Here is a 22,157-nt window from a genome sequence, read left to right on the forward strand (position 1 = left end):
CTCCTAGAGGTTGAGTCGGGGCAGCCGCGCGCCGGTCGCGAGCCGGGTGCCCATCGCCGTGGCCAGGACACCCCCGGACCGGCGGCTGAGGGGCCCCCAGGCGTAGCCCGCCGAGCCGACCCGGGTCTTGTCGAGGAACCGGTCCAGCCCTACGACGTCGACCGGCTGGCCGAGGACCTGGTGGGTGAGCACGGCCTGGTACGTCGACACCAGATCCGGGACGCCGCGCTCGGCGGCGGCGAAGCCGCCGAGCCGGGACGCGAAGCCGGCGAGCTGCCCGGCGGCCCGCGCGGCCGCCTCACTCTCGCCGATCAGGTCGAGTACGCGCGCGGCCTGCGCGGTGGCAGCGCAGCTCACCGGGCCCTGCGGGGTGTGCCGGTAGCCCTGCGGGGTCGCGCAGGACGCGACGAACGCCCCCAGCATCCGGGTGTTCAGCACGTCGACGGCGGCGCCGAGTTCCGTGACGACCTCCGCTGCCGAGGCGGTGGCCGCCATGTCCGAGGCCCTGCCCTCCCAGTAGCCGAAGCCGCCGTCGGAGTTCTGGATGCGCCGGCACCAGTCCACGACCCGATCCGCCTCCGGCAGGCCCCGGCCGGCTGCCTTCAGCCCGGCGACGGCCCAGAGCGTGCACCGGACCTCCGCGCCGCGCCCCGGCATGTACATCACGCCGCCCTCGTAGGGCAGGTGGGCGCGCACCAGCCAGTCGGCGTAGCCGGTGACCGCTTCGGCGTCGGGACGGGCTTGGACGGTCTCCAGCAGCAGCGCAGCCGCCGTGGCGAGGCTGTCGCCGGCCATCGCCGAGTGGCGGTAGGTGAAGCCGCCCTCCGGCAGCTCGCAGGAGGCGAGGAACTCGGGGATCGAGGCCGCGAGCGGCACCGGGACGTCGAGCGTCTGCAGTGCGCCGACCGCGCTGAACCCGGCCCACACGTCGGCGGTGCGGTATCCGTCCCACCGCAGGTAGCCGGCGGGCGTCGCTCGGGCGGCGATCCACGCGCGGCAGTCCGCCGCCCGCTCCGGTCGCCCCCCGAGCGCGTCCAGGGCGCGGACCGCGCGGAAGGTCGCCCACAGACAGGGGGCGGAGTCCGGGTCGGCGAAGGCGTACCCGCCGGCCGGCGTCTGACGCTGGTTGATCCAGGTCAGGAGGGCGGGCGTCCAGGGCGGCGCGGCCGTGCCGGAGGCGGCCCGCCAGGCCATCGCCCCGTAGTAGCAGGCCCGGACGTCGGCACCGGTGGCACCCGGGTACCACCCGAGGCCACCGTCGGCGTGCTGGAGGCGGCCCAGCCAGTCCCGCAGCGCCCCCACATCCGCCGGTTCGACGCTGAGAACCTCCCGGGCCGTGCGCAGAGCGTAGTAGGTGGCCCAGACATCGGGGTGCTGCCCTGGCATCATCGCGAAGCCGCCGCTGTCGTGCTGGAGGGTCGGCAGCCAGCGCGTCAGCTCCGCCACGCGGGGCACCTCGGCACCGAGGTCGCGCAGCGCCTGCGTGCAGTAGTAGGTCGCCCATACGTCCGACGGCAGCCCCCGCTGCCAGGCGAATCCGCCGTCGTGGTTCTGGCAGGACCGCAGGTACTCCACGCAGGCGTCAACGTCGCCGGGGCGGCGGCCGAGCCACGCCAGCGTCCGCACCGCCGCGTACGTGCACCAGAGGTCGGCACCGCCCTGGCGGACCCCTCCGTCACCGGTTCTGACGATCGTTGTCCGGTCCATCAGTCCAACCACTCGACGTTCGTTCGCTTCCAGTTCTTCTGGCTCGCTCCGGCCTTGGTGAGCGCCGGGAGTTGGTTGACGAGCACCACGCTGTTCCAGGTCACGCCCAGTTCGGCGAAGCGGGCTCGGATCCGCCCCGCGACCGGCTCCGGCGGCCCGGTGAAGTCCACGTCGCGCTCCAGGACCAGGCGCGCGGCCGGCTGGTCACCGCCGCGAAGCTGGATCAGGTAGCCGGTCACCTCGGGCACGGCGTAGACGACCGACTCGACGTTCTCAACCGAGATCGGCCGACCGGCGACGCTCACCGCGTCGGACGCCCGTCCGTGGATCGTCAGCACCGGCAGGCCGAGACCGCAGGGGCAGCCGTCGCCCGGCAGGACGCCGCCGATGTCACCCGTGGCGTACCGCAGCAGCGGCCGGGTGTGGTTGTTCAGCGTCGTGGTCACCAGTTCGCCGGTGTCGCCCGGCCTGGCCGGGCGGATCGCGCCGTCCTCGCCCCTCAGCTCGGCGATATGGGCTGGCAGCAGGAGGTGCATCCGGTCGTGCTCGCAGCCTGCGCCGATCGTGCCGGTCTCGGTGCTGCCGTACGAGGCGTCGATGACCCGGCAGTCCCACAGCGCCGCAAGCCGCGCCCGCATCGGGGCCGTGCTCACCTCGCCGAGAAGCAGGGCCGTGCGAAGGCTTTCCCGGACGGCGTCGAGCCGTCCGCGCTGCTTGAGCAGCCGGGTCCACTGGAGCATCACGCCAGGGGCGACGAAGACGTGGTCGGGCCGGAAGCGGCTGAACAACTCCTCCAGCCGGTCCCAGTCGCACATGCCCTGGGCGAACGGATAGCAGCGCAGGAGCATGCAGTCCAGGTGCTCCGCGACGGAGGCGACCAGGTCGCCGACGGGGACGACGTCCGACGGCAGCAGCGACGCCACCCGGTCGCCGGGACGCAGCGTACGGCTCCAGACGGTGGCGACCGACGCCGTGTTCCACACCACGTCCTCGACGGCGCGGGGCGTGGGAGTGGGAGAACCGGTCGAGCCCGAGGTCTCGTAGTAGCGCACATGGCTGCCGTCGTCCCGGACGAACCCGAACGGATCCGCCTTCACCTCCTGCTTCTCGGTGACCGGGGCGCCGGCGAAGTCCCGGGCACGCACGTGCGGGAGGTCCCGGTAGCGGGGCGAGCCGTCGAGCCGCTCCCAGAGCTGGGCGAGCTTCTCCCCCTGGATACGGGTGACGACGTCCGGCTTGAAACCGGCGGCTGCCAGAGTCTGCCGCTCCCGCTCGGCGGCGGCGCACGCCGCCGCCGAGCGGCGGTGGAAGTTGGACATGCTGACTCCTTCGACTCAGACGACGATCGCGGGCGAGGCCAGGCACAGGTCGGACTCGCCGTCCCGCAGGACATCGCCGTACGTCTCGCGCACCCAGACGTCGTCGTAGACCGAGGCGAGGTACCGCTCGCCGAGGTCGGGTGAGATGGCCACCGCGCGGAGCGACCGATCGGCGAGCCAGGACAGTGCACCGCTGATCACCGTGCCGGTCGAACCGCCCAGCAGGAAACCGTGGCCGAGCAGTTGACGGCAGGTTCGGACGGTCTCGGGTTCCTCGACGTACACGACGTCGTCGACGAACGATTCGGCCAGGATGGCCGGGCGGACGCTCGTGCCGAGACCGGGGATCATCCGGCGCCCCGCCGGGCCGCCGAAGTTCACCGAGCCGACGCTGTCCACAGCGACCACCCGCACACCCGGGTGGTACGCCTTGAAGTAGCGGGCGCAGCCCATCAGGGTCCCGGTCGTGCCCGCGCCGATGAAGAGCACGTCCAGGTCCGGGAACTGGGCGGCGATGGCCGGAGCGGTGGTGCGGTAGTGCGCCTGCCAGTTGGCGCGGTTGACGTATTGGTTCAGCCAGACGTGGTTGTCGTCCGCCGCGCAGAGCTGTTGGACGTAGCGGATCCGGGCGCCGAGCAGCCCCTCGTCGGCGGCCGGCTCGCCCACGACCCGCACGTCCGCACCGAGGGTGGTCATCAGCCGGCGGGTGAGCGGGTTGCACCGGACGTCCGTGACGCAGATGAACCGATATCCCCGGTGGGCTGCGATGATGCCGAGCGCGACCCCCAGGTTGCCGGAGGACGACTCGACGAGGGTCATGCCGGGCCTCAGCCGCCCCGAACGTTCCGCGATAGTCACCATCTCGGCCGCAGCCTTGATCTTGATGGAGCCGGCGAAGTTGAACCCTTCACACTTGAGGAACAAGTCGCGGCCGAAGATCGGACGCAGGTCAACGAAGAGATCATCCACATTGAACTCGTGCGGAGCGGAGATCACTGGCACGACGCGCCCCCGTCCCCCGTGCGGCACCGCCGCGCCGCTGCGCCGCTACGCATAGCGGCTCAGCTCCGAGAAGAAGCCGTCCACGGTTCCGAGACCGTCCGTCGCGGCCAGTCGGTCGTACACCCACCGTCCGACCGCGATGTCCAGCACCCCGAGTCCGAAGGGTGAGAAGACCACGGGGCGGTCCCGGGGCAGGACGACGTCCCCCGCCATCACCTCGGCCAGGGTGCCGGCCAGGAATTCCCGGTTACCGATCCGCTGCTCCGTCAGGTGCACCGACGTCGAGGCCTTGAGGCAGTGTTCGACATCGTCGACCACGTTCACGGCAGAGAGCACCACCTCCGGCGACAGGTCTCGCAGCGACAGGTGCAACACCACCGGCCGGTGCGAGAACCAGGCAGGGTCGGTGACGTGCGGCTCGGCCGCGACGGTCGCGAAGACCACTACGTCGCTGTCGCGCACCAGGCTGCGCAGGTCGTCGTGGACGCGCACCTCCTGATCGGGCACCCACCCGCGGATCGAGTCGCGGAACCGGCCCGCGTACTCGGGTGACAGGTCGTAGACGCCGACGGCGTCCCAGTCCCAGCCGGTGCCGGCCAGGTAGGAATGGACGTACCGAGCGATGAGCCCGCCGCCGACGAAGCCGATCCGGCGCGGTCGCTCCCGGTCCCGGGTGAGCCGGTCCAGCGCCAGCGCCGCCGACGCAGCCGTACGGACCGCGCTGATGACCGAGCCTTCGAGGCAGGCGTATGGGAAGCCGGTGCGGGGATCGTTGAGCACCAGTACCGCCGACGCCCGGGGGATCCCATGCTCGATGTTCGCCGGAACGCTGGAGATCCACTTGATGCCGTCCGTACGCACCTCGCCGCCGACCGAGGCCGGCAGGGCGATGATCCGCGCCGACGGCCGGTCCGGGAAGCGGAGGAAGTACGACGGGGGGTTGACCGTGTCACCACGGCCGTGGAGGGCGTACACCTTCCCCACCAGGTCCACGATCTGCCGCTCCCGGCCCCGCAACACCTGCTGCACCTGGGCCCCGGTGACCACGGAGAACGCCGGTGGCGCCGGCCGGTCGGCCACGGCGCTGCCAGGCCCCACGGCCTGTGGATGACGGCTGTCGCCCGGGCGGCCGGCTGGTCCGCTGTTTGTCACTGAACCTACCCCTCGTCACGCGAATGCCCCCGTCTCCGCCGAGGCCGCAGGGCTTCGGCAGCACTGACTGAGGAGGCGTGGACCTGTGGCCCTGACGGCCATCTACAGCATTCGGGACATCTGCATCGCGTTGTCATCCGCGACTCATCCGGCCGGCACCGCATCGGCGGGGAGCAGGGGGGACGTGGTCCCCGGTGTCGTACCCGACCGGCCCGGCGACCGGGGCGACGGACCCGGTCAGGCGGTGTCGCCCGCCGGGGCCGCCATCAGTTCCAGCACGGCCGACTCGCCGACGGCGTCGTTGCTGTCCCGGTAGAGGCTGAGCGCCTGGCGGAGCCAGGACCGAGCCTCCTCCGGCTCGCCGCAGCCGCGCATGGCCATCCCAATCCGCATGAGCGTCTCGGCCTCCGCTGTCCGGAAGCCGAACCGTCGCAGCCTGTCGAGCGCCTGGTGCAGGTACTCCAGGGCGGTCCGGTATTCCCCCCTGCGGATGGACACCTCGCCCATGCTGCTCAGGATCAGCGCCTCGTGCTGGTCCTCCCCGGCCTCCCGGGCGATCTTGAGGGCCGTCTCCAGCCGGTCCAGGCCGGCATCCGTCTCACCGAGCGCCACCAGCGTGTCGGCGGAGTTGTTGAGCGCGTGCACCGTGAGCGTGACGTTGTCCGCTTCCTGGGCCAGGGCGAGGGCCCGCTGGTCCTGCTCCAGCGCCTCCTCCAGCCGGCCGGCCACCCCGAGCGCCCATCCGATGCCGAGGAGCGCTCCGGCCGCACCATCCAGGTACCCCTCCGACTCGTACAACTCGGCGGACCGATGCAGGTGCTCGATCGCCGGCGTCAGTTCCTGGCTCACTGCCAGGGCACCGCCCAGGGCGTGGCACAGGTGCCCGAGCATCAGGGAATCGTCGATGTCCTGCGCCTTCTCCAGGCAGAGCTTCCATGCCTCGACGTCGGCCCCGGGGAAGCCGGAGCGGACGAAGTAGCTGTGCAGGTGGTAGATCAGCTGAACCGCGCGGCGGATGTCGTGGCCAACCGCCCGGGACGTGACGGCGGCCAGGTTCTCGCGCTCCCCGTTGAGGAACTCGATGGCGTCTATCTTGCCCCGAAAGGGCGCGAGATGGTTGTCGATCGTGGGCCTGGCGTCCGCGTAGCCGTCCCGGTCGGGCCGCAGGAGCCCTGCGACGTCCCCGGCCACCGACAGGTACCAGGACAGAAGGCGGTCCAGCGCCTCGTCGGGTCGATCCTCCTTCGCCGACTGCTGCAGGCGCTCCTCGGCGAAGGACCGGACGAGGTCGTGCATCGCGAACTGCCCGCCGAGATCGTTGACCAGGTGGGTGGTCACCAGGCTCGCGATGATGCGGCGGGCGGCCGGAAGCGGCACACCGGCCAGCGTCGCCACCAGTTCGGGTCGGAACCGGCCGCCCGGATGCACCGCCAGCAGCCGGAAGACCCGTGCTTCCTCCGGCGGAAGCACGGCGTAGGCGCTGGCCAGGACAGACCGGACGCTCCGCGTGTCGCCGTCGACGACGAAGCCGTCAAGGGGCGCACCGGCGCGCGTGAGCTCGGCGACCAGGTCGCCGAGGGTGAGGAAGCGCTCCGCGATCAGGCGCGCGGCCAGGATGCGCAGGGCCAGCGGCATACCACCGCAGAGATCGACCAGGCGCTGCGCCGCCGGGTCCTCGCGGCTGACCGGCGACCGCCCGGTGACGCCTTCGGCGAGGAGGGAGAAGCTCTCTTCGCGGTTGAGCGGGCTGATGGTCACCCGGCTGACGGCCACGTGGGTGTTCAGGGCGGCGAGGCTGCGCCGGCTCGTGACCACGAGCTGGGAGCCGCCGCCGACAGGCAGTACCGGCAGCACCTGGTCGATGCTCCCCACGTTATCCAGGATGATGAGGACGCTACGGTCGCTGATCACCGACCGGTACAGGGGTATCTGCTTCTCCAGCGCACCGGGTATCCGCTGCGGCGGGAGTTGCAGGCTCTCCAGCACGTGCTGCAGCACGCTGCTCGGGGAACGGCTCGATCCGGGCAGGTGTCCCCGCAGGTCGAGGAAGATCTGCCCGTCCGGGAAGCGGTCCCGGACGCGATGGGCCCACTCCACCACGAGGGAGGTCTTGCCCATCCCCGCCGCGCCGGTCACGGCGATGACGGGCCCCTCTCCCACCTCTCGGTCGAGGTACCCCAGCTCACCGCCGCGGCCGGTGAAGTAGCCGACCCGGGGCGGGATCTGTATGGGCGGCGGCGGGCCGCTCGACATCGCCGGGACGGCGGGGACCTGTCCCGGGTCGTCCCTCACCGGCGCGTCCAGCGCAGGGTCGTTGCGCAGGACCCGCTGATGCAGTTCACGCAGGTCGGGACCCGGGTCGATGCCGAGTTCCTCACCGAGACGGGTCCGGATCTCCTGATACGCCCGCAGCGCGTCCTTCTGCCGACCCGCCCGGTAGAGCGCGAGCATCAACAGCCCGGTGAGCTGCTCCCGGAAAGGAAACTCGGCGACGAGGCCGACGAGCTCGGTGAGGACGCGGCCGTGCCGCCCCAGGCGGAGCTCCAGCCGTACGCACTCCTCCCAGGCGACGTGGCGCTCCTCGTTGATGCGGGCCGCATCCGCCTCGATGACACCGCTCCTGACCCCCGCGAACGCCGGCCCGCGCCAGAGCGCCAGCGCCTCCCGCAGGGTGCGTACCGCGCCGGCCACGTCACCGGCTTCCTCCAGCGCGGTGGCCCGCGAGACCTGGTCGCGGAACCGGTACAGGTCCAACTGGTCCGGCGCGACCTCCAAACGGTATCCGCCGCGCGTGGTGCGGATCACCCGCTTCGCGTCCGGCACGCCGGCCTGCTGCCATGCCTGGCGCAACTGCGACGCCGCGTTCTGCACCTGACGCTCGGCCGAGTCCGGTGGCTCCTCCTCCCACAGCGCCTCGGCGAGCGCGCCGATCGACACGAACGTGTTCGGCGTCAGCAACAGGCGGGCGAGGAACCTCTCCTGGCGGGGCCGCAATGGTGGAAGCACTCGCCCTGCCCATGTCTCCAGGTTGCCGAGGACACGGAACTCCATGCGTCGCTCCCCCCAAGCGGAACTCCCCCGAAACGCCAGCTGCCGGCGAGCGGCGGCGCAACGCCGATTGTATAGACTTCGGACATTGGCATCGAAGTGGCGCGATTCACAGCCGGAGCAGCGTGGGCAGAGGCCCACCCACCTTTCCGTCAGCGATCCGCATGCAGATCTGCGATGAAATTCGGATGAAGATCGATGGCATGCTTTCCCAGCCAACGGATCACTACTGGGACTGAGGAGATCGGATGGAGCACGTGGACGACCCGATGGAGCAGATCGACGTACTCGTCTCGACGCTGCAGGAGCTCGACGTCACGGACGACGGCCGCGAGGCGCTCGTGGCGGTCGAGGCAGGGATGAGTGGCAGCGTCGTCTGACGTCGTCGGCCGGGGCAGGGGCTGCGGTCCATGCCCCGGCGACGCTCCGAGCGAGAGGGGTGTGCAGGACGTCGGGGGGCAGAGCCTGAACGAGTGCCCGGAGCTCACCGCCCGGTACGACGCCCTGAAACGGGTGACGGCCCTCCGTTACGGAGCAGACAGTCAGGCCATGGTGTTCGTGCTCTACGAGGAGCTGCTCGCCCTGCGCACCGCCCTCCTGAGGCATCCCGGCTCGATCGTCCTCACCGCGCGGATCGCGGCGCTCCGTCGGCACATCCAGGGGCTGTACGACAGGTCCGCCTTCCCCCGGCTCGCGGAGACGCCCGTGGTGACGGTACAGACCGCGCCCCTACTGCTGGAATACAGCCGGAGCGTGTTCCAGCGCAGGTACGCGGCGGCGGCCCGGTCGATCCGCCCGCAGCTCGTCGCCGTGACCGAGCCACGCGTCGAGCCGCTGCGGCCCGGCCGCCCGTACATGTTCGTCGTGGACGACACCCGCACCCTGAAGGTCTGGAACCGACCGTTCCACTTCGGGGACCTGGTGTTCGGGCGCAACCGGGCGACGGTGGACGGCACGCCGGTCGCCCACCCCATGCTCGTGCCGGACCGGCTCCGGGTGCTGGCCGCCGGCGAGATCATCCTCGTCGGGCGGGGCAAGCCGGCCGCCGTCATCGTCAACACCAAATCGGGCCACTTCCGCCCACCACCCGCAACGGCCGAGGCGATCCGCGACGTGTGCCGCGAGGTGCTGCGGTTACAGGATCACGACATCGACATCTTCACGCTCGCACTGCCCGACCGTGTGGAAACCGCGGCGGCGGGCACTCTGAACGGAAGGACACCATGAGCAGTGAGCCTCGGCTGTTCGAGGGGGCACTGCCCCGCGTCGTCAGCGGCGTCGAGCACGAGTACAAGTGGCTCGTCACGGGCCTCGACCTCCCCGACTCAGTCGTCGGTACGGACGGCGTGCTCACCCACCTCGGAGGGCCGGAGGGCTTCGCGCCGGTACTCAAAGGGACCTCGAAGCAGTCCAGCATCTACCTCGACACCGTCGACTGCGATCTGGCGGCGGCCTTGACCTCACTCGCGGTCATCGTCAACTACGGCAGGCGCCGCGACGTCCGGTGGCTGACACTCAAGGAGACACTGCTCTGGGCCGAGGGCCGCCGGGACTCGCTGGAGATCGGCGAGCTGATCGGCTGCACCCCGGTCTCCCAGGTGCTCCAGGCCTGGGCCGCCCAGCCTCTGACTTGGTTAACACGGGGGTTCGGCCGGCAGCTCGACCTGCGACCGTACGGGGCCACTACCCAGCGGCGTCAACAGGTGCTGGTCAGCTCGACCGACGGTTCGAGCCTGGGGCTGAGCCTCGACGAGACCACGACGCGCGACGGCAACGGCGTCGAGCGGGCTGTCGACCGATGGCTCGAGGTGGAGACCAGCCAGAGCGACCTGCGCAGCCTCTCGAGGCTGGCGGCGTGGGCCCGCACGATCAGCGACCGGCTCGGCGTCGGCCCGTACGAGGGATCGAAGCCCGAGCGGACCGCCGAGCTCGTGGGGCGAGCCAGTGTCGGTTGACGCCGCCGTCGACGAGGCCGTTGAGGATGCCGAACGGTCCAGCATCCCGGCGGACATCTGGGTCCTCTACGCTGCCCGGATCCTCTCGCTGCTCGGCAACTACCTCCAGTACGTCGCGCTGCCGCTCTGGGTGCTATCCGTCACGGGGTCGGCCGTCGCGACGGGCTTGACCTTCGCCATCGAGGTCATGCCGGTGGTCTTCCTGGCCCCGTGGGTCGGCTACCTCGTCGACAAATACGACCGCCGTAACCTGCTCGTAGCGGCCGAGGCGCTCTCCGCCGTCGCGGTGGGCGGCCTGCTGCTCGCCGTCGGCAACGGCTTCCTCCCGCTGGTCTACCTGGCCGTACTCGTGATCCGCGTGTTCGACACTTTTGCCATGCCGGCGTCGACCGCGATCCTCAACAGCCGCGTGCCGAAGGCGGCCCGACCGCGCGCCATCGCCACATTGGAGGCCATGTTCGGCGGCATGATGACCCTGGGACCGATCGCGGGCAGTCTCGTCTACGGCGCGGCCGGCATCAAGGTCCTGCTGATCGTCAACCTCGCGTCCTTCGTGGTCAGCAGCGTGCTGACGGCCTTCCTGCCGTCCTGCCCCGCGGTCGGAGTCCTAGCGGGAGTCCGGGCTGCGCTGGTCGACGCGGTCAGATCCGTGGCGGCGGACCGCCGCCTCCGACTGGCGTCCCTGGTCGAGATCAGCTATTTCCTCTGCTGCGGTGGCCTCACCACGCTGGCCGTCGTCATCGCGGAAGGCAGCATCGGGGCCGACCTCAGCGGGCTTTACGTCGGCGGGCTGGGGTTCGGCTGGCTCGTCTGTTCGCTGTTCGTGGTACGGCGGTTCGGCGGGCATCCCCGCGCACTCCTCTTGGCCGGGGCGATCGGCTGCTGCGGCGTCGGCGTGGTGCTCTGGCAGGTGGTCGCCCTGCATCCCGTGGCCTGCGTGCTCGGCGGGATGCTCGCCGGCGCGGTCAACGTCCTAATCGTCACGGCGACAACCGTGGTCTACTCCGACCGGGTCCGCGTCGACGCGATGGGTCGGGTCTTCGCCGCACGGCGCGCATGGATGAACCTCGCCCTGGCTCTGTCGCACGGCACCCTGGCCGCGCTCTCCACGGCACTGGGGCCCGGCGCCACGGCGGTGGTCGCGGGTACGGCCGCTACCCTGGCTGGTGTCGTCCTGCTGTCGCCGGCCTTGGCCCGCGGCGCGTGGCGCCCCGGTCCCGGGAACCAACCGGAGGCAGCGTGCTGAGCACGCCGGACGTGATCGTGGTGCCTCGCGCGCGGGTCGTCGGCTGGGATTTACCGTTCCCCGACGCACCGGCCCTGCCCTCGGGCCTGGCGGCCGTGGCCGCCCGGTACCTCGCGGACCCCAGGTCGGATTCGGTCGGACAGTACGCCGCGACTCGCTACTGGAAGCTCAGGCACGCCCTTCTCGGCCCGTGGTCCTGTTTCTCCTTCTGGGCCCCGGGGCTCACGGCCGACGCCGCCGCCCGGCTCGCCGATGTGGCGCGACCCGCCCCGCAACCGGAGCTGCTCCGAGCGGTGACGGCGGCGCACCTGGCCGGCGTCGCCCGCCAGCAGGCCGATCCGACGACGGCCATCCGACGGGCCCTGCACGCGGCAGCCTGGGGCGAGCCGGAGCCGTGCGGCGGGGAAGCCGGAGCGGACGGTGTCGCGGCGATCGACTGTTCCACCCTGGCCGACTACCTCACGGAGGTCGTACCGCGCGCTGAGCTGACGGTCCTCGACGCCGCGGCAGGCCCGGTGCCGCTGAGGCCGCGCACAGCCCAGGCGGAGCGCGCGGACGACCGCCGGGTGCGGGGCGGACCGTGCACACTCGTCGACCGGCCCTGGTCCCAGTTCGTCGTCGGGGTACTCGTCGGCTTCGACCCGGTCGAGGTCGACGAGGTTGCTCTGGCCGTGATAAGGGAGTTGCTGGGCAGCGGCACCGACGGGCTGCTCGGGGCGGAGCTTCGCGCCGCCCGCGGCCTCGTCTACGCCGCCGGGGCTGCGGGCGGGCTGGAGCACGGTAACGCCGTGTTGTGGGCCTGCGCGAACACCGACCGCGACCACGCCCTGGACTGCGCCCGGCTGTTGGGCGAGGTGGTGGACCGCCTGCCAGCGTCGAGCGCCGACCAGTGGCAGGCCGCCGCCCGACGGGCGAAGCAGCGCGTCGTGACCGCGCTGGACCAGCCCTTCGCCCGCCTGGACGAGCACCGGCGTGCCTCGCTGGGCCAGCTCACGCTGGCGGAGGTGCACTCCTCGGCCGACGCCCGGGCCGAGGAACTCGCGTCCCGGCCGCCGGTACCGACGGGTGGGCGGGCCCGCGCCATCGTCGGCGGCCTCGACGACGCCATCCGCGCGGGGGCCGAGGCGTGGAACTGACCGGTACGCAGGTCCGGGTCGAGGAGGAGCGGCTCGGACTGACGGAACTCGCATCGTCCGGCCTGCGCGTCCTCCTGGTGCGCGTGCCCTGGCAGCGCAGCGTGGCGGTGCACTTGCGGGTTCTGCGCGGCTCGGGCGACGACCCCTACGATCGGGCGGGCCTGGCCCACCTGGTGGAGCACGAGCGGGTCGCCCATGCTGCCACGCGTGCGCCGTCGCTTCCACCGCTCGCCGGCCGGACGGAGGTCGCCTGGACCGACTACCGGCTATGTGTACCGGCCGAACACTGGCGCGACGCCCTCGGACAGGCGTTGGCGGTTCTGCACCACGGTCGGCTGACCGACACGCGGCTCGCCCATGAGCGGCAGGCCGTCGTGGTCGAGCTGGCGCGCGCCGTGGGGCGGCCTGCGCTGCGCCTAGGTCCGCTCCTCGCCTCCGTCGCCGCCGCAGGCTCGGACCTAGCTGCGGTCGGCGCTGCCACGCCGGACTCGATACGCTCACTGACCTCAAAGGACGTCGACAATTTCCTGCGGGACGCGTACCAGCCGCAGCACTGCCTGCTGGCTGTCACCTCTCCGATCCCCGGAGCCGAGGTCGGGCGCTTCCTCAAGGCTCATCCGCCGGAACCGCCGTACCACCTGACGCTGGCGAAGCGGTCGGTGGTCGACCGCCCTCCGGCGGGTCCCGAGGCCGCCCTCTCCGGGACACTGGCCATGACCATGCTGGCCGCGCGCCCGACGGACCCTCACGATCATCTCGCCGAACGGTTGGCCCACCTGTACCTGACCGAGCCGCACGGGCACCTCGACCGGCTCTCGTCGCCGTCGGGCGGGCGGATCGTCGGGTCCGCCATGCTCGTCGGCCGGCAGGCTCGGCTAACCATGCTGAGTTGGGGCCAGGTGACCTCGGCAGCGCGGCTCGGTGCCGCCCTGCACGGCGGCCTGCGGGCTGGCGGCCCGATGGCACCGGCGGAGCTCAGCCGGCTCCGCGAGCGGTTGTACCTTGACCGGAGCTTCGAGTCGCAGACTCCCCTCGGCCTGGCGGGGCAGGTCCTCCGTGCAGCGGCCGGCGAGGACGCCCCGCCGGCACCAAGGGCCGAGCTGGAACGGGTGTCCGCCCGGCAGGTCGACCAAGCCATCGGGAGACTGAGCGAAGCGGCCGTCTTGTGGCGGATCGCCGATGGTTTACCCCAACCTTTGGAGTCGTAGATGGAAGTCCTCGCGTGGGGCCGGGGCTACTCCGGGCTCGCCCTGCTCTCCGCTCTGTGCCAACTTCCGGGAGGCCCGAGGGTGGTGGGCGCCGTCGTTGACGCTGAGGCCGCCCGCGCGGCGCGGGCCGTGTCGGCGCTACGCGGGTTGGACGTCCGCGGACACCGGGACGACGTCGAGGAGCCGGCCTTCCCAGACGCGCCGGGTCATCGCCTGCTGTCGCTCGGCCCGCCGGCCGGCTCCGGGGACCGTCCGGCGGTGCCGTCCGTCGTCGTCAGTGTGATAGGCAGCAGCATTGACCGTGGCGCGGATCCGCTGCCCTGGGCCCTGGCCGCAGGCATGGACGTGGTCACGCTCGTCGTCGATCGCGTGCCCGGGACCCGCTGCGTACACCAGCTCCGCCTGCTGCCCGAGGGGGGCCTGCGCGACGCCGGGGAGGCAGCCATCCGGTTGCTCGCTCCGTGCCTCGGCGGACCATGCGGATCGCCAGTGGAGGCTGTCCGCCTTTCAGACGGCGCGAGGCGGGAACAGCCTGCCCTTCCTTGCCTCGCGCTGCCGACCCGGCTGGACTGGTCAATGCCCACCGACCGGATTATCCGCCTTGTCCGCGCCTGGGGTCCGCCCGCGCCCGGTGCGTGGACGACGTGGCGTGAAGTCCAGCTGTTCGTGTCGTCAGCGTTCCGCGATCCGGCCCCGGGCTGGCCGGTGGCGCCCGGGACTGTCGTCGAGGCCGCCGCGACGGGCATCGTCGTGGCGGCCGTCGACGGCGCCGTCCGCATGACCGGGCTGCGGGACGTCATTGGGTCGGTCGACGGCGGCAGTATCGCTGTCGGCGACCTCCTCGGCGGAGATCCGGTTGCGGAACTGGCGCGGCTGGAGCAGCGTGTACGTGACCTGGAGTGCATCGTCCGGCGGCTTGCGGACGGCGTGGCGTTCCTCTAGCCGGCCCGACGCTGATTCACCAGCCTCGGGTGCGCCACTCCTCCAGCGCCGGCCGTTCCGCGCCCAGCGTGGTGTCGCGGCCGTGGCCCGGGTAGACCCACGTGTCGTCCGGCAGCCGGTCGAAGACCTTCGTCTTGACGTCGGTGAACAGCGACGCGAAGTCGTCGGCGTTGCCGAAGGTGTTGCCGACTCCTCCGGGGAAGAGCGAGTCGCCGGTGAACAGGTGCGGGTGGCCTCCCGGGTCGTCGTACAGCAGGGCGACGCCGCCGGGCGTGTGGCCCGTCAGCCGGATGACCTTGAGGGCGATCTCGCCGCAGCGGATGACGTCGCCGTCGGCCAGGGGCACGTCGGTCGGGACGGTGATGCCGTCCACGTCGGGTGCGCCGGCGTAGGTGCGCGCCCCGGTGGCCGAGACGACGTCGGGCAGGCCGTGCTCCCAGTGGTCCCAGTGGTGGTGGGTGGTGACCACCGCGTCGAGCCGCCCGCCGCACAGCTCCAGCAGCCGCTCCGGCTCGTTCGCCGCGTCCACCATCAACTGGGCACCCGTCGCGCGGCAGCGCAGCAGGTAGCAGTTGTTGTCGCCCGGCCCGACCGAGATCTTGTTGAGGGTCAGCGCCGTCAGCTCGCGTACCCCGGGGGCTGATCCGTCGTATTCCGCCATGGTTGGAATATAGCCCGATCACACTAAGCGACGGCGCCCTGGACCGACCTGCCCCCACCCATGCGAATCGCCGAATTGCGCTCCACCCGTGAGTACCCCCGCTCTCAAAGCCTAAGGGCTTGGAGGTGCCACCGTCACGGTGATCATCGGCGCGCTGATGGCCGTCACCCTCCTGCTGTGCCCCGCGATGCACTGCTCCCACGCCAAGATTTCCAGGTCGAGCTGCAAGAGACGTCCGAGGCCCCAGCCGTTCTCATTGGTCGCATTCTTGAGGTTGTCCTCGACCTAGGCGTGCAGGTCCAACAAGTGCTGGTCGATCACAGGCCGGCTGGTCAAAGACGATCCCCCCAGGCGTTCGATGAGTGCCTTTAGTAGATGGACTCGATCTTTATCAGCCGTGACTGCCTCGTAGACCCGGTCGGCGGGCTGGGCGTTTTCCCGGGCCTTGTCCTGGATCTTCTTGCGGAGTGCGCCGGGTGGCGATGAGGACCCAAGCTGGCGGTGGCGGTGGAGCCGTGCCGGTGCAGCTGGGGCGGAAACCTGATGTAGGGGTGTCTGCGGTGATCATGATGCTTGAATGGTCGAGCAGGATCTCAGGTCGGGCCGGACTCGTGTGCGAGCGACGCGGCCACGTTCCGCAGTCATGCACCCGCACCAGTGGCAGCCTGGCGCCTTGGCCGAGCTTGCGGAAGCGGGTGGTGGCGTAGTTCGGGTTGATCGACGGGCCGTCGGCGCGGGTGAACACGTACCCGAAGTCGTGCTGACTTGTGCCGGCTGCGGCGTGCTGGTCCCGCCGCACCTCACGACGAGCACGCCCGGCTCCGCGCCATACGCCACAACGCAGCCCGCACCGGCCTCGCACGTTCCAGCTGATCTTCGGCAAGCGATCGCAGCAAGCCCGCGAAGCGACCGGCACGCACCGGCAGAAAACAGAAAGCCGCGGGTCATCGGCCTGCGGATACCGGCGGAGCGTCCGGTTAGGAAACCGATGCTCTATCCCCTGAGCTACGAGGGCGCGAGCGCCTAGTCTAGCGACCTGCCGGTTCACCTGGGGTGGCAGGGAGTGGCCCACGTCCACCCGCAGCGCCAGGACCCGTGTTCGCCCAGCCCAGGACCACACCCGGAGCACACGAACCCCGGTTTGCGACCGGCGGTCGGCTGTGGTGACCCGTGTTGGCACCGGTTCATCCGGGTTGGCATCCGCTGGAGAGCACACACCGCGCACATCATCGATAATCATGAGTGCTCGCTCAGCCCAGGACCCGTCAGCCGGTGCCAACGGCAGTGACCGACGCTGTCCGCCCTTGGCCTCACCCCCGCCGAAGGCGAGGCCCGCCGAGTACGTCGGCGCAAGCTTGGTTCATGGGGTTGGTGCGTCCGGCCGACGACGCCCCACCCTGATGCCTACGGCGGCGGCCCCCACCAAGTGCCCGCTCATGCCGATGTGAGTGCGCCCGAAGCGATGCTGACACACCTACAAACAACAAACGACGCGCTGACGATTTCCAGGAGGTGCTCAACAGAGTCGACCGAGCCCTGAAGGCCTCATACCCCCTGCTCCTCCATGCCTGCCGTCCAGACCGAGCCGGCCCTCTTTCGAATCCAACCGGTAGGTAGACCCTATCTGCGACCCATTGCCGTCTTCAGCTGATGAACCGAACGATCGTCGTGGACCGACGCCGCATTCCGTCCATCTCCGATTCGAGGCGGTAGGTCTTGCGCGAGTTACACAGCCAGTGGGCGCACTGTGTGTTGTCTCGTCGGTGTTTTCCTCCTCGCGCGAGCGGGGTCACGTGGTCGAGGCTGACCGACATCGGGTGCGGAAAGATCAGGGTCCGGTCAACCGGTCGCTTACAGATTCCGCACGTCCAGCCGTCGCGCTCGTAGATCTCGATGTCGGTGAACTTCTCGGACTCCGGGTCTCGGCGCGCGAGGCGACGGTTGCGCTTATTGTTGCGGTTCTTCATCCGGCGTAGCTCCGGCCGGTCCTTAAGCCACTGCTGGGTCTGCCGCTTCCACGCTTGTTCGCTGCAGGGCGGGCAACGCTTCCGGAAGTTTCCGTTCCGGCCCGCCTGCTCGATGGTCTTGCCGCAGCCGAGACACGTTGTGCGCCATACCGTCGGCGGCAGCGCATTCGCATCTCGGCGGGCCTTCTCGGCGCGGCGCGCATACTCTGGCCGGCATTTTCGACAACAGAGGGGGAACGCGCCAAGCCGCTGTACCGGTGTAACCGCCGCGCAGATGAAACAGGTGAAAACGACGGGTCTGCGCGCAGTCGTCGCGGCGCGATTTCTGGCGTTCTGACGCTCTCGCAAGCCGCGTGTTGTGCACGAGGGGCAGTGTTGAGGCGGATTACCGCCGCGCCCCTTCCAACAGAATTCGGCAGCGCAGCTGCCGCACCGGTGAATTTCCGGACGCTGGGGATAGTTGTCGGCGTAGTACTGCCGGGAGTACTCGATGCGCCGTTGACGGTTGTGAAGCTCGGCGCACGATGTACAGCGGGCGGGCCGCTTACCTCGCCCCTGGATCTGCGGTAATGCGCCGTCGCAGTCGACACATCGGCGCTCAAGTTCAGCCTGGATGCGGGCCTCTCGCTCCGGTGCTCGCTTGCGGCGCTGAGCTTGACGAGTCTGTTGACGTTTTCGTTTGAGCTGGCAGTCGCCGCATCGTGGAGAATGTCGGCCGGGACCTGTGACCGGCGGAAGTTTACCGCTGCAGTCGACACAGAAGTGGATCGCGCCGTTCATGTGGCTCCCGTTCAGGGACCGCAATGTCGTCGTGGGTCGATCACCTGCCATGGGCGCTCCTTCCAGACTGAATCACGACGAGACGGTAGCCGCGCGGTACGACACTTTTAGGTTGCAGCACACGATCGAGGGAGGTGATCAAGAGACGGGCTCCGGTGGCGGTCGGAGCCAAAACAGGCTGCCACCCGTGCTTAAGTGCTTGCGAGCGATCCCGCAGCGGTCCTCCCGCCCGGCCGCCTGTGCTAGAGACACAGCTCTGTGACGTTGGCGTCTCCGCGCGACGAGCCGTGGCTTGCTTAACGCCTGCGGCGCGCCACCGGCCCGTGCCGGCCCGGTCCTGCTTGGCCTTGGTGACCCAGTTACGCAGCATCTCGTGATTGACGCCCAGTTCCTTGGCTACGTCGCAGTCTGGACAGCCGGAGTCCAGCACCAGTGCCACGGCCTGGCGCCGGAACTGTTGGGGTACTTACTCGGTGGCGCCATGCGGTTCCTCCTCCTCGGCAGGCTGCCAAGTCAGGAGGTGTCCGGCCTCAGGGGTCACTTCACCGACATCGGCGCCTTCATCGGCACGCTGAACACCGCTCGCGTGACATCACCGCTCCGCTGCACCTCCTACGGGCACGCCGGCGACACCCTCGTCCGCCTGACCCAGACGTGCCCGGTCCTGCTGGCCTGGGCACCCGACGAATCGCTCACCGCAGACGCAAGCTCACCCAGTGGCAGTACAGCGGTCACAATGCAGTGGTGATTGTGCGCATTGGCAAGCCGTGGTGGATCGTGGGTCTGGTGGTCGGGCTAATCGCGCTAGCCGTGGCGCTGGCTCGAGCCGGGCTGGAGGACGCCGACCGCTGGTCCAGCGTGATCAGCATGTTTGTCGGTACCACCGGGCTAGCCCTCGCTGTGTACAGCGCGGTCAAGGCGCGCGGTGGCTCGTCCGGGTCGACGAATCAGGTACACAACACAGTCACGGACGCATTGGTGAAGGGGACAGCCCTGCTTGGCCGAGACGTGCGGCGCATCGGCTCGGGCCGCCCGGCATCGACCGAGGCCGCGGCACTCCCCGAACAAGGACCGTCGGAGGTGCGCAACGAGGTGCGAGGCGGCACCTTCCATGCACCGTTAATCATGGCCCGTGACATCGAGGACGTCTCTCTGCCGCCACCCACGTCCTCAGCTGAGGGTAACGACTCGGGAACCGCGAAGTGAGATTCGGTCGAGTGTCGAACAAGATCACCGGAGGGCTGTTCTTCAGCTCGGTGATCATGGGGCGGGATATCTCAGTTACGTTGCCAGCCGAGATCCGGCCGGCCTTGACTGGGCTGCCGCCAGCCTCGCCCGTGTTCACCGGGCGCGAGCATGCAGCAGAGGCCCTGCGCGAAGCATTGAGGCCCGACTGTCCCGGTGGCGTCCAGCTGGTGTCCGCGGTGGCCGGGATGGCCGGGGTCGGCAAGACCGAGCTGGTGCTGCACATCGCCCACGAGGTCCTCGCCGATGGATGGTTTCCCGGCGGCGTGCTTTTCGTTGACATGTTCGGCTACGACCCTGACCGCCGGGTATCCGCCCAGGACGCCCTAGCGGGATGGCTGTCGGCGCTAGGGATCCCGGGTGGGCACATCCCGGCCGACTTGAGCGGCCGGTCCCTGCTCTGGCGCAGCATCCTTGACGCCTATACCACCCAGGACCGGCGGCTGCTGCTGGTCATCGACAACGTCGACAGCGAGGAACAGGTCCGTCCGCTGTTGCCTAGCGATGGCCGGATACCGGTGCTAGTGACCTCCCGGCACACGCTCGACTTGGACGCCCGGCTGCACGATTTGGATGTGCTGGGGCAGGATGCCTCCACCGACGTGCTGGCCCAGGTGATTGGTACTCGTCTCGGCCCGGAGGAACCACGTCTGCAGGCGAACCACCGGGAAGCGCTGACTGAACTCGCAGGCCTGTGCGCGGGGCTGCCGCTCGCCCTGCGCATCGTGGCGGCGCTGCTGGTCGACCGACGTCAGCTACCGCCGCAGACACTCGCCGACCGGCTACGGGCCGAACAGCACCGTCTGTCCGGCCTGACCCGGCAGCAGAAGGCCGTCCGCTCCGCCTTCGACCTGTCCTACCAGCATCTCACCGTTCCGCAGGCGCGTCTGTTCCGGCTACTCCCCATAAATCCGGGGACCGACATCGCCACCATCGCCGCCGCCCACCTCGCCGAGCTCCCGGAGCATGAGGCCGCGGAACTGCTCGCCGACCTGCATCGGGCCCACCTAGTGACCGAACCAGCACCGGAACGCTGGAGCATGCACGACCTGCTCCGCCTGCATGCCGCCGAACAGCAGCGCACCAGTGACGGCGGTGAGGAAGCCGAAACCAGTCAGGCGCGGCAGCGGCTGTACCGCTACTACCTCTGGGCTGCTAGTGCGGCGAGTACCCATCTGACCTCAACGGCGGTGGCCGAGTCGCACACCTTTGCCAGCCGCAGCGATGCCCTGACCTGGCTGGACAACGAGCACGCCAATCTGATGGCTGTGGCGGCGAATGCGCCGACCTTCCAGATGACCGAGGTGACGATCGATCTCGCTCTGACCCTTGGCGAGTACCAAAGCCTGCGCCGCCATTTCCACGATTGGATCATCATCGCCACCCGGGCTCGGCACCTTTGCCATCACGTCGGTGATCGATCCCGCGAAGCCGCAGCGTCGAACAACCTGAGCCTCGCGTATTACCAAGCTGGGCACTTCAGCGCGGCCGCGGAAGCCGCGACTCATGCTCAGCAGCTCTTCCACCAACTCGGCGATCAGCGCCATGAGGGCGCAGCGTGGGACAATTTGGGACTAGCGTTAACCGAGATGCAGCAATTCGAGGAGGCTGCCGAAGCATTCGGCAACAGCCTCGAACGACTAAAGGAAGCCGGCGACCTACGTGCGATCGGCCGGGTATGGAACGACTTCGGCATCGTCCTCCGCCAAACGAACCGCCTCGACAAGGCGATCGAAGTCAGCGCCAACGCGCGCGACATTCTCCGGATGGCTGGTGACAAACACGGCGAAGCCAAGGCGTGGGGCAACCTGGGCGGTGCTCTTGCCGAGAATGGACAGCCCGATGAAGCGGCAGAAGCACAGGCTCACGCGCGTAGCCTCTTCCAGGAGGCGGGGGATCCGCACAGTGAAGCAGTGACGTCAAACGACCTGAGCCTCGCGCTGATTGAAGCCGGCCGTCCTGACAAGGCCGTCGAACCGGCTATCCACGCTCGGGAGATCTTCCAGCAGACGGGCGATCACCGGGGTGAAGGTTTGGCTTGGAATAACCTCGGCATCGCTCTACATCGCCTAGGCCGGCACCGTGAGGCCTATAAGGCCCACACCACGGCCTACGGCATTTTCGATCAGCTTCGCGATCAGCTCGGACTGGCGCAAACCTGGGCTGGCCTCGGACGCACGTTGTCCGGCCTCAACCGGCTCAATGATGCCATCGATGCACACGCCCGAGCTGGCCTAATCTTTCAAACGTTAGGGGATCGGTATGGCGAGGGGCAGGCGTACCGACAACTCGGCATCGCGCTGTTCGGCGCGGACCGGGTCACTGAAGCTGTCGAAGCCCACCTGCAAGCATGGAAGACCTTCCAGGAAATTGGCGAGCGGCAAGAGGATGGCCTGACCGCGGGAAGTTTGTTTTTCATCTTGGCGGAGGAGGGGCTCCCCGGCGCCCGTGACGTGGGGGAACACGCGATCATCGCCTTGTCCGAGGGCGGCAAGCAGGATCTTGTAGCCGACATCCGGGAGCGCCTCGACAAGCTCCCCAGGTGACCGCCTCAACTCGGTCGACGGGAACGCGGGAGCCAGCCGGCATCGTCGATGAGCGCTGCGATCCGCACGTCGACAGTGGCGGCGAGCCAGGCTGTACGGGCTTCAACTACGGCTGTCAGCAGTGCACCCGCTCGCCGCCCCCGCAGCGGTGGGACGTTGGCAGGCATACGCTGACTCATGCCTTGCGGTCCCGTCCGTTTGCGGGCACTGCTGCCCCTATGTCCGCACAGCCGTTCGTGATCG

The 22,157-nt window shown here is 69.7% G+C and carries 18 protein-coding genes; 10 read left to right on the forward strand and 8 right to left on the reverse strand.

The window, feature by feature from the left end:
- Positions 1-3: 3 nt before the first annotated feature.
- The 5 genes from ACN267_RS21615 to ACN267_RS21635 form a co-directional block, all read right to left on the reverse strand.
- Positions 4-1,707, reverse strand: a complete 1,704-nt coding sequence (locus ACN267_RS21615; protein WP_421489527.1) for a prenyltransferase/squalene oxidase repeat-containing protein — start codon at positions 1,705-1,707, stop codon at positions 4-6.
- Positions 1,707-3,026 carry a phenylacetate--CoA ligase family protein gene (locus tag ACN267_RS21620; protein ID WP_421489528.1) on the reverse strand — a complete coding sequence of 440 codons (1,320 nt, stop codon included), beginning with the start codon at positions 3,024-3,026 and terminating at the stop codon, positions 1,707-1,709. The genes ACN267_RS21615 and ACN267_RS21620 overlap by 1 nt, the downstream gene beginning before the upstream one ends.
- Before the next feature lie 15 nt (positions 3,027-3,041).
- Positions 3,042-4,028, reverse strand: a complete 987-nt coding sequence (gene sbnA, locus ACN267_RS21625; protein WP_421489529.1) for a 2,3-diaminopropionate biosynthesis protein SbnA — start codon at positions 4,026-4,028, stop codon at positions 3,042-3,044.
- Positions 4,029-4,073: 45 nt separating this feature from the next.
- Positions 4,074-5,126, reverse strand: a complete 1,053-nt coding sequence (gene sbnB / locus ACN267_RS21630) for a 2,3-diaminopropionate biosynthesis protein SbnB (protein WP_282323861.1) — start codon at positions 5,124-5,126, stop codon at positions 4,074-4,076.
- A 291-nt stretch (positions 5,127-5,417) separates the two neighbouring features.
- Positions 5,418-8,231, reverse strand: coding sequence for an AfsR/SARP family transcriptional regulator (locus ACN267_RS21635; protein ID WP_282323860.1), 2,814 nt, complete (start codon positions 8,229-8,231; stop codon positions 5,418-5,420).
- 245 nt (positions 8,232-8,476) lie between these two features.
- Here ACN267_RS21635 and ACN267_RS21640 point away from each other — a divergent pair, with 245 nt between their 5' ends.
- The 7 genes from ACN267_RS21640 (at position 8,477) to ACN267_RS21670 (ending at position 14,715) form a co-directional block, all read left to right on the forward strand.
- Positions 8,477-8,608: a hypothetical protein gene (locus tag ACN267_RS21640; protein ID WP_282323859.1), complete on the forward strand. Its 132-nt coding sequence runs from the start codon at positions 8,477-8,479 to the stop codon at positions 8,606-8,608.
- A 61-nt stretch (positions 8,609-8,669) separates the two neighbouring features.
- Positions 8,670-9,455 carry a hypothetical protein gene (locus ACN267_RS21645; protein WP_282323858.1) on the forward strand — a complete coding sequence of 262 codons (786 nt, stop codon included), beginning with the start codon at positions 8,670-8,672 and terminating at the stop codon, positions 9,453-9,455.
- Positions 9,452-10,183 carry a hypothetical protein gene (locus ACN267_RS21650; RefSeq protein WP_282323857.1) on the forward strand — a complete coding sequence of 244 codons (732 nt, stop codon included), beginning with the start codon at positions 9,452-9,454 and terminating at the stop codon, positions 10,181-10,183. Before ACN267_RS21645 ends, ACN267_RS21650 begins: the two co-directional genes overlap by 4 nt.
- On the forward strand, positions 10,173-11,429 hold the full coding sequence (locus ACN267_RS21655) for an MFS transporter (RefSeq protein WP_282323856.1): 1,257 nt from the start codon (positions 10,173-10,175) through the stop codon (positions 11,427-11,429). The genes ACN267_RS21650 and ACN267_RS21655 overlap by 11 nt, the downstream gene beginning before the upstream one ends.
- Entirely contained in the window at positions 11,423-12,565 is a 1,143-nt protein-coding gene (locus tag ACN267_RS21660) for a hypothetical protein (RefSeq protein ID WP_282323855.1), read from the forward strand. Before ACN267_RS21655 ends, ACN267_RS21660 begins: the two co-directional genes overlap by 7 nt.
- Positions 12,556-13,773: a hypothetical protein gene (locus tag ACN267_RS21665; RefSeq protein ID WP_278131533.1), complete on the forward strand. Its 1,218-nt coding sequence runs from the start codon at positions 12,556-12,558 to the stop codon at positions 13,771-13,773. The genes ACN267_RS21660 and ACN267_RS21665 overlap by 10 nt, the downstream gene beginning before the upstream one ends.
- On the forward strand, positions 13,774-14,715 hold the full coding sequence (locus ACN267_RS21670) for a hypothetical protein (protein ID WP_278131531.1): 942 nt from the start codon (positions 13,774-13,776) through the stop codon (positions 14,713-14,715).
- A 16-nt stretch (positions 14,716-14,731) separates the two neighbouring features.
- On the opposite strand, the gene ACN267_RS21675 is transcribed toward ACN267_RS21670, so the two are convergent.
- The 3 genes from ACN267_RS21675 to ACN267_RS21685 form a co-directional block, all read right to left on the reverse strand.
- Positions 14,732-15,376 carry an MBL fold metallo-hydrolase gene (locus tag ACN267_RS21675; RefSeq protein WP_278131530.1) on the reverse strand — a complete coding sequence of 215 codons (645 nt, stop codon included), beginning with the start codon at positions 15,374-15,376 and terminating at the stop codon, positions 14,732-14,734.
- A gap of 1,643 nt (positions 15,377-17,019) precedes the next feature.
- Positions 17,020-17,691, reverse strand: coding sequence for an HNH endonuclease (locus ACN267_RS21680; RefSeq protein ID WP_402893838.1), 672 nt, complete (start codon positions 17,689-17,691; stop codon positions 17,020-17,022).
- Between the two features lie 472 nt (positions 17,692-18,163).
- Positions 18,164-18,562: a hypothetical protein gene (locus ACN267_RS21685; protein ID WP_421489530.1), complete on the reverse strand. Its 399-nt coding sequence runs from the start codon at positions 18,560-18,562 to the stop codon at positions 18,164-18,166.
- Between ACN267_RS21685 and ACN267_RS21690 the strand changes: the two genes are divergently transcribed.
- Genes ACN267_RS21690 through ACN267_RS21700 form a run of 3 tightly spaced genes read left to right on the forward strand, consistent with a single transcriptional unit; the run spans position 18,497 to position 21,914 of the window.
- Positions 18,497-18,871: a hypothetical protein gene (locus tag ACN267_RS21690; protein ID WP_421490532.1), complete on the forward strand. Its 375-nt coding sequence runs from the start codon at positions 18,497-18,499 to the stop codon at positions 18,869-18,871. The genes ACN267_RS21685 and ACN267_RS21690 overlap by 66 nt on opposite strands.
- Positions 18,868-19,329 carry a hypothetical protein gene (locus ACN267_RS21695; protein WP_421489531.1) on the forward strand — a complete coding sequence of 154 codons (462 nt, stop codon included), beginning with the start codon at positions 18,868-18,870 and terminating at the stop codon, positions 19,327-19,329. Before ACN267_RS21690 ends, ACN267_RS21695 begins: the two co-directional genes overlap by 4 nt.
- Positions 19,330-19,340: 11 nt before the next feature.
- On the forward strand, positions 19,341-21,914 hold the full coding sequence (locus ACN267_RS21700) for an ATP-binding protein (RefSeq protein ID WP_421489532.1): 2,574 nt from the start codon (positions 19,341-19,343) through the stop codon (positions 21,912-21,914).
- Positions 21,915-22,157: the final 243 nt, after the last annotated feature.

It is taken from the genome of Micromonospora sp. WMMD734, assembly GCF_049178975.1.
In the GTDB taxonomy this organism is placed as follows: Bacteria; Actinomycetota; Actinomycetes; order Mycobacteriales; family Micromonosporaceae; genus Micromonospora; species Micromonospora wenchangensis.

Bases quoted from the DNA above. Each gene is read 5' to 3' on its own strand.
- ACN267_RS21615 (WP_421489527.1), bottom strand. From the start codon at position 1,707: ATGGACCGGACAACGATCGTCAGAACCGGTGACGGAGGGGTCCGCCAG.
- ACN267_RS21620 (WP_421489528.1), bottom strand. From the start codon at position 3,026: ATGTCCAACTTCCACCGCCGCTCGGCGGCGGCGTGCGCCGCCGCCGAG.
- ACN267_RS21635 (WP_282323860.1), bottom strand. From the start codon at position 8,231: ATGGAGTTCCGTGTCCTCGGCAACCTGGAGACATGGGCAGGGCGAGTG.
- ACN267_RS21640 (WP_282323859.1), top strand. From the start codon at position 8,477: ATGGAGCACGTGGACGACCCGATGGAGCAGATCGACGTACTCGTCTCG.
- ACN267_RS21650 (WP_282323857.1), top strand. From the start codon at position 9,452: ATGAGCAGTGAGCCTCGGCTGTTCGAGGGGGCACTGCCCCGCGTCGTC.
- ACN267_RS21670 (WP_278131531.1), top strand. From the start codon at position 13,774: ATGGAAGTCCTCGCGTGGGGCCGGGGCTACTCCGGGCTCGCCCTGCTC.
- ACN267_RS21675 (WP_278131530.1), bottom strand. From the start codon at position 15,376: ATGGCGGAATACGACGGATCAGCCCCCGGGGTACGCGAGCTGACGGCG.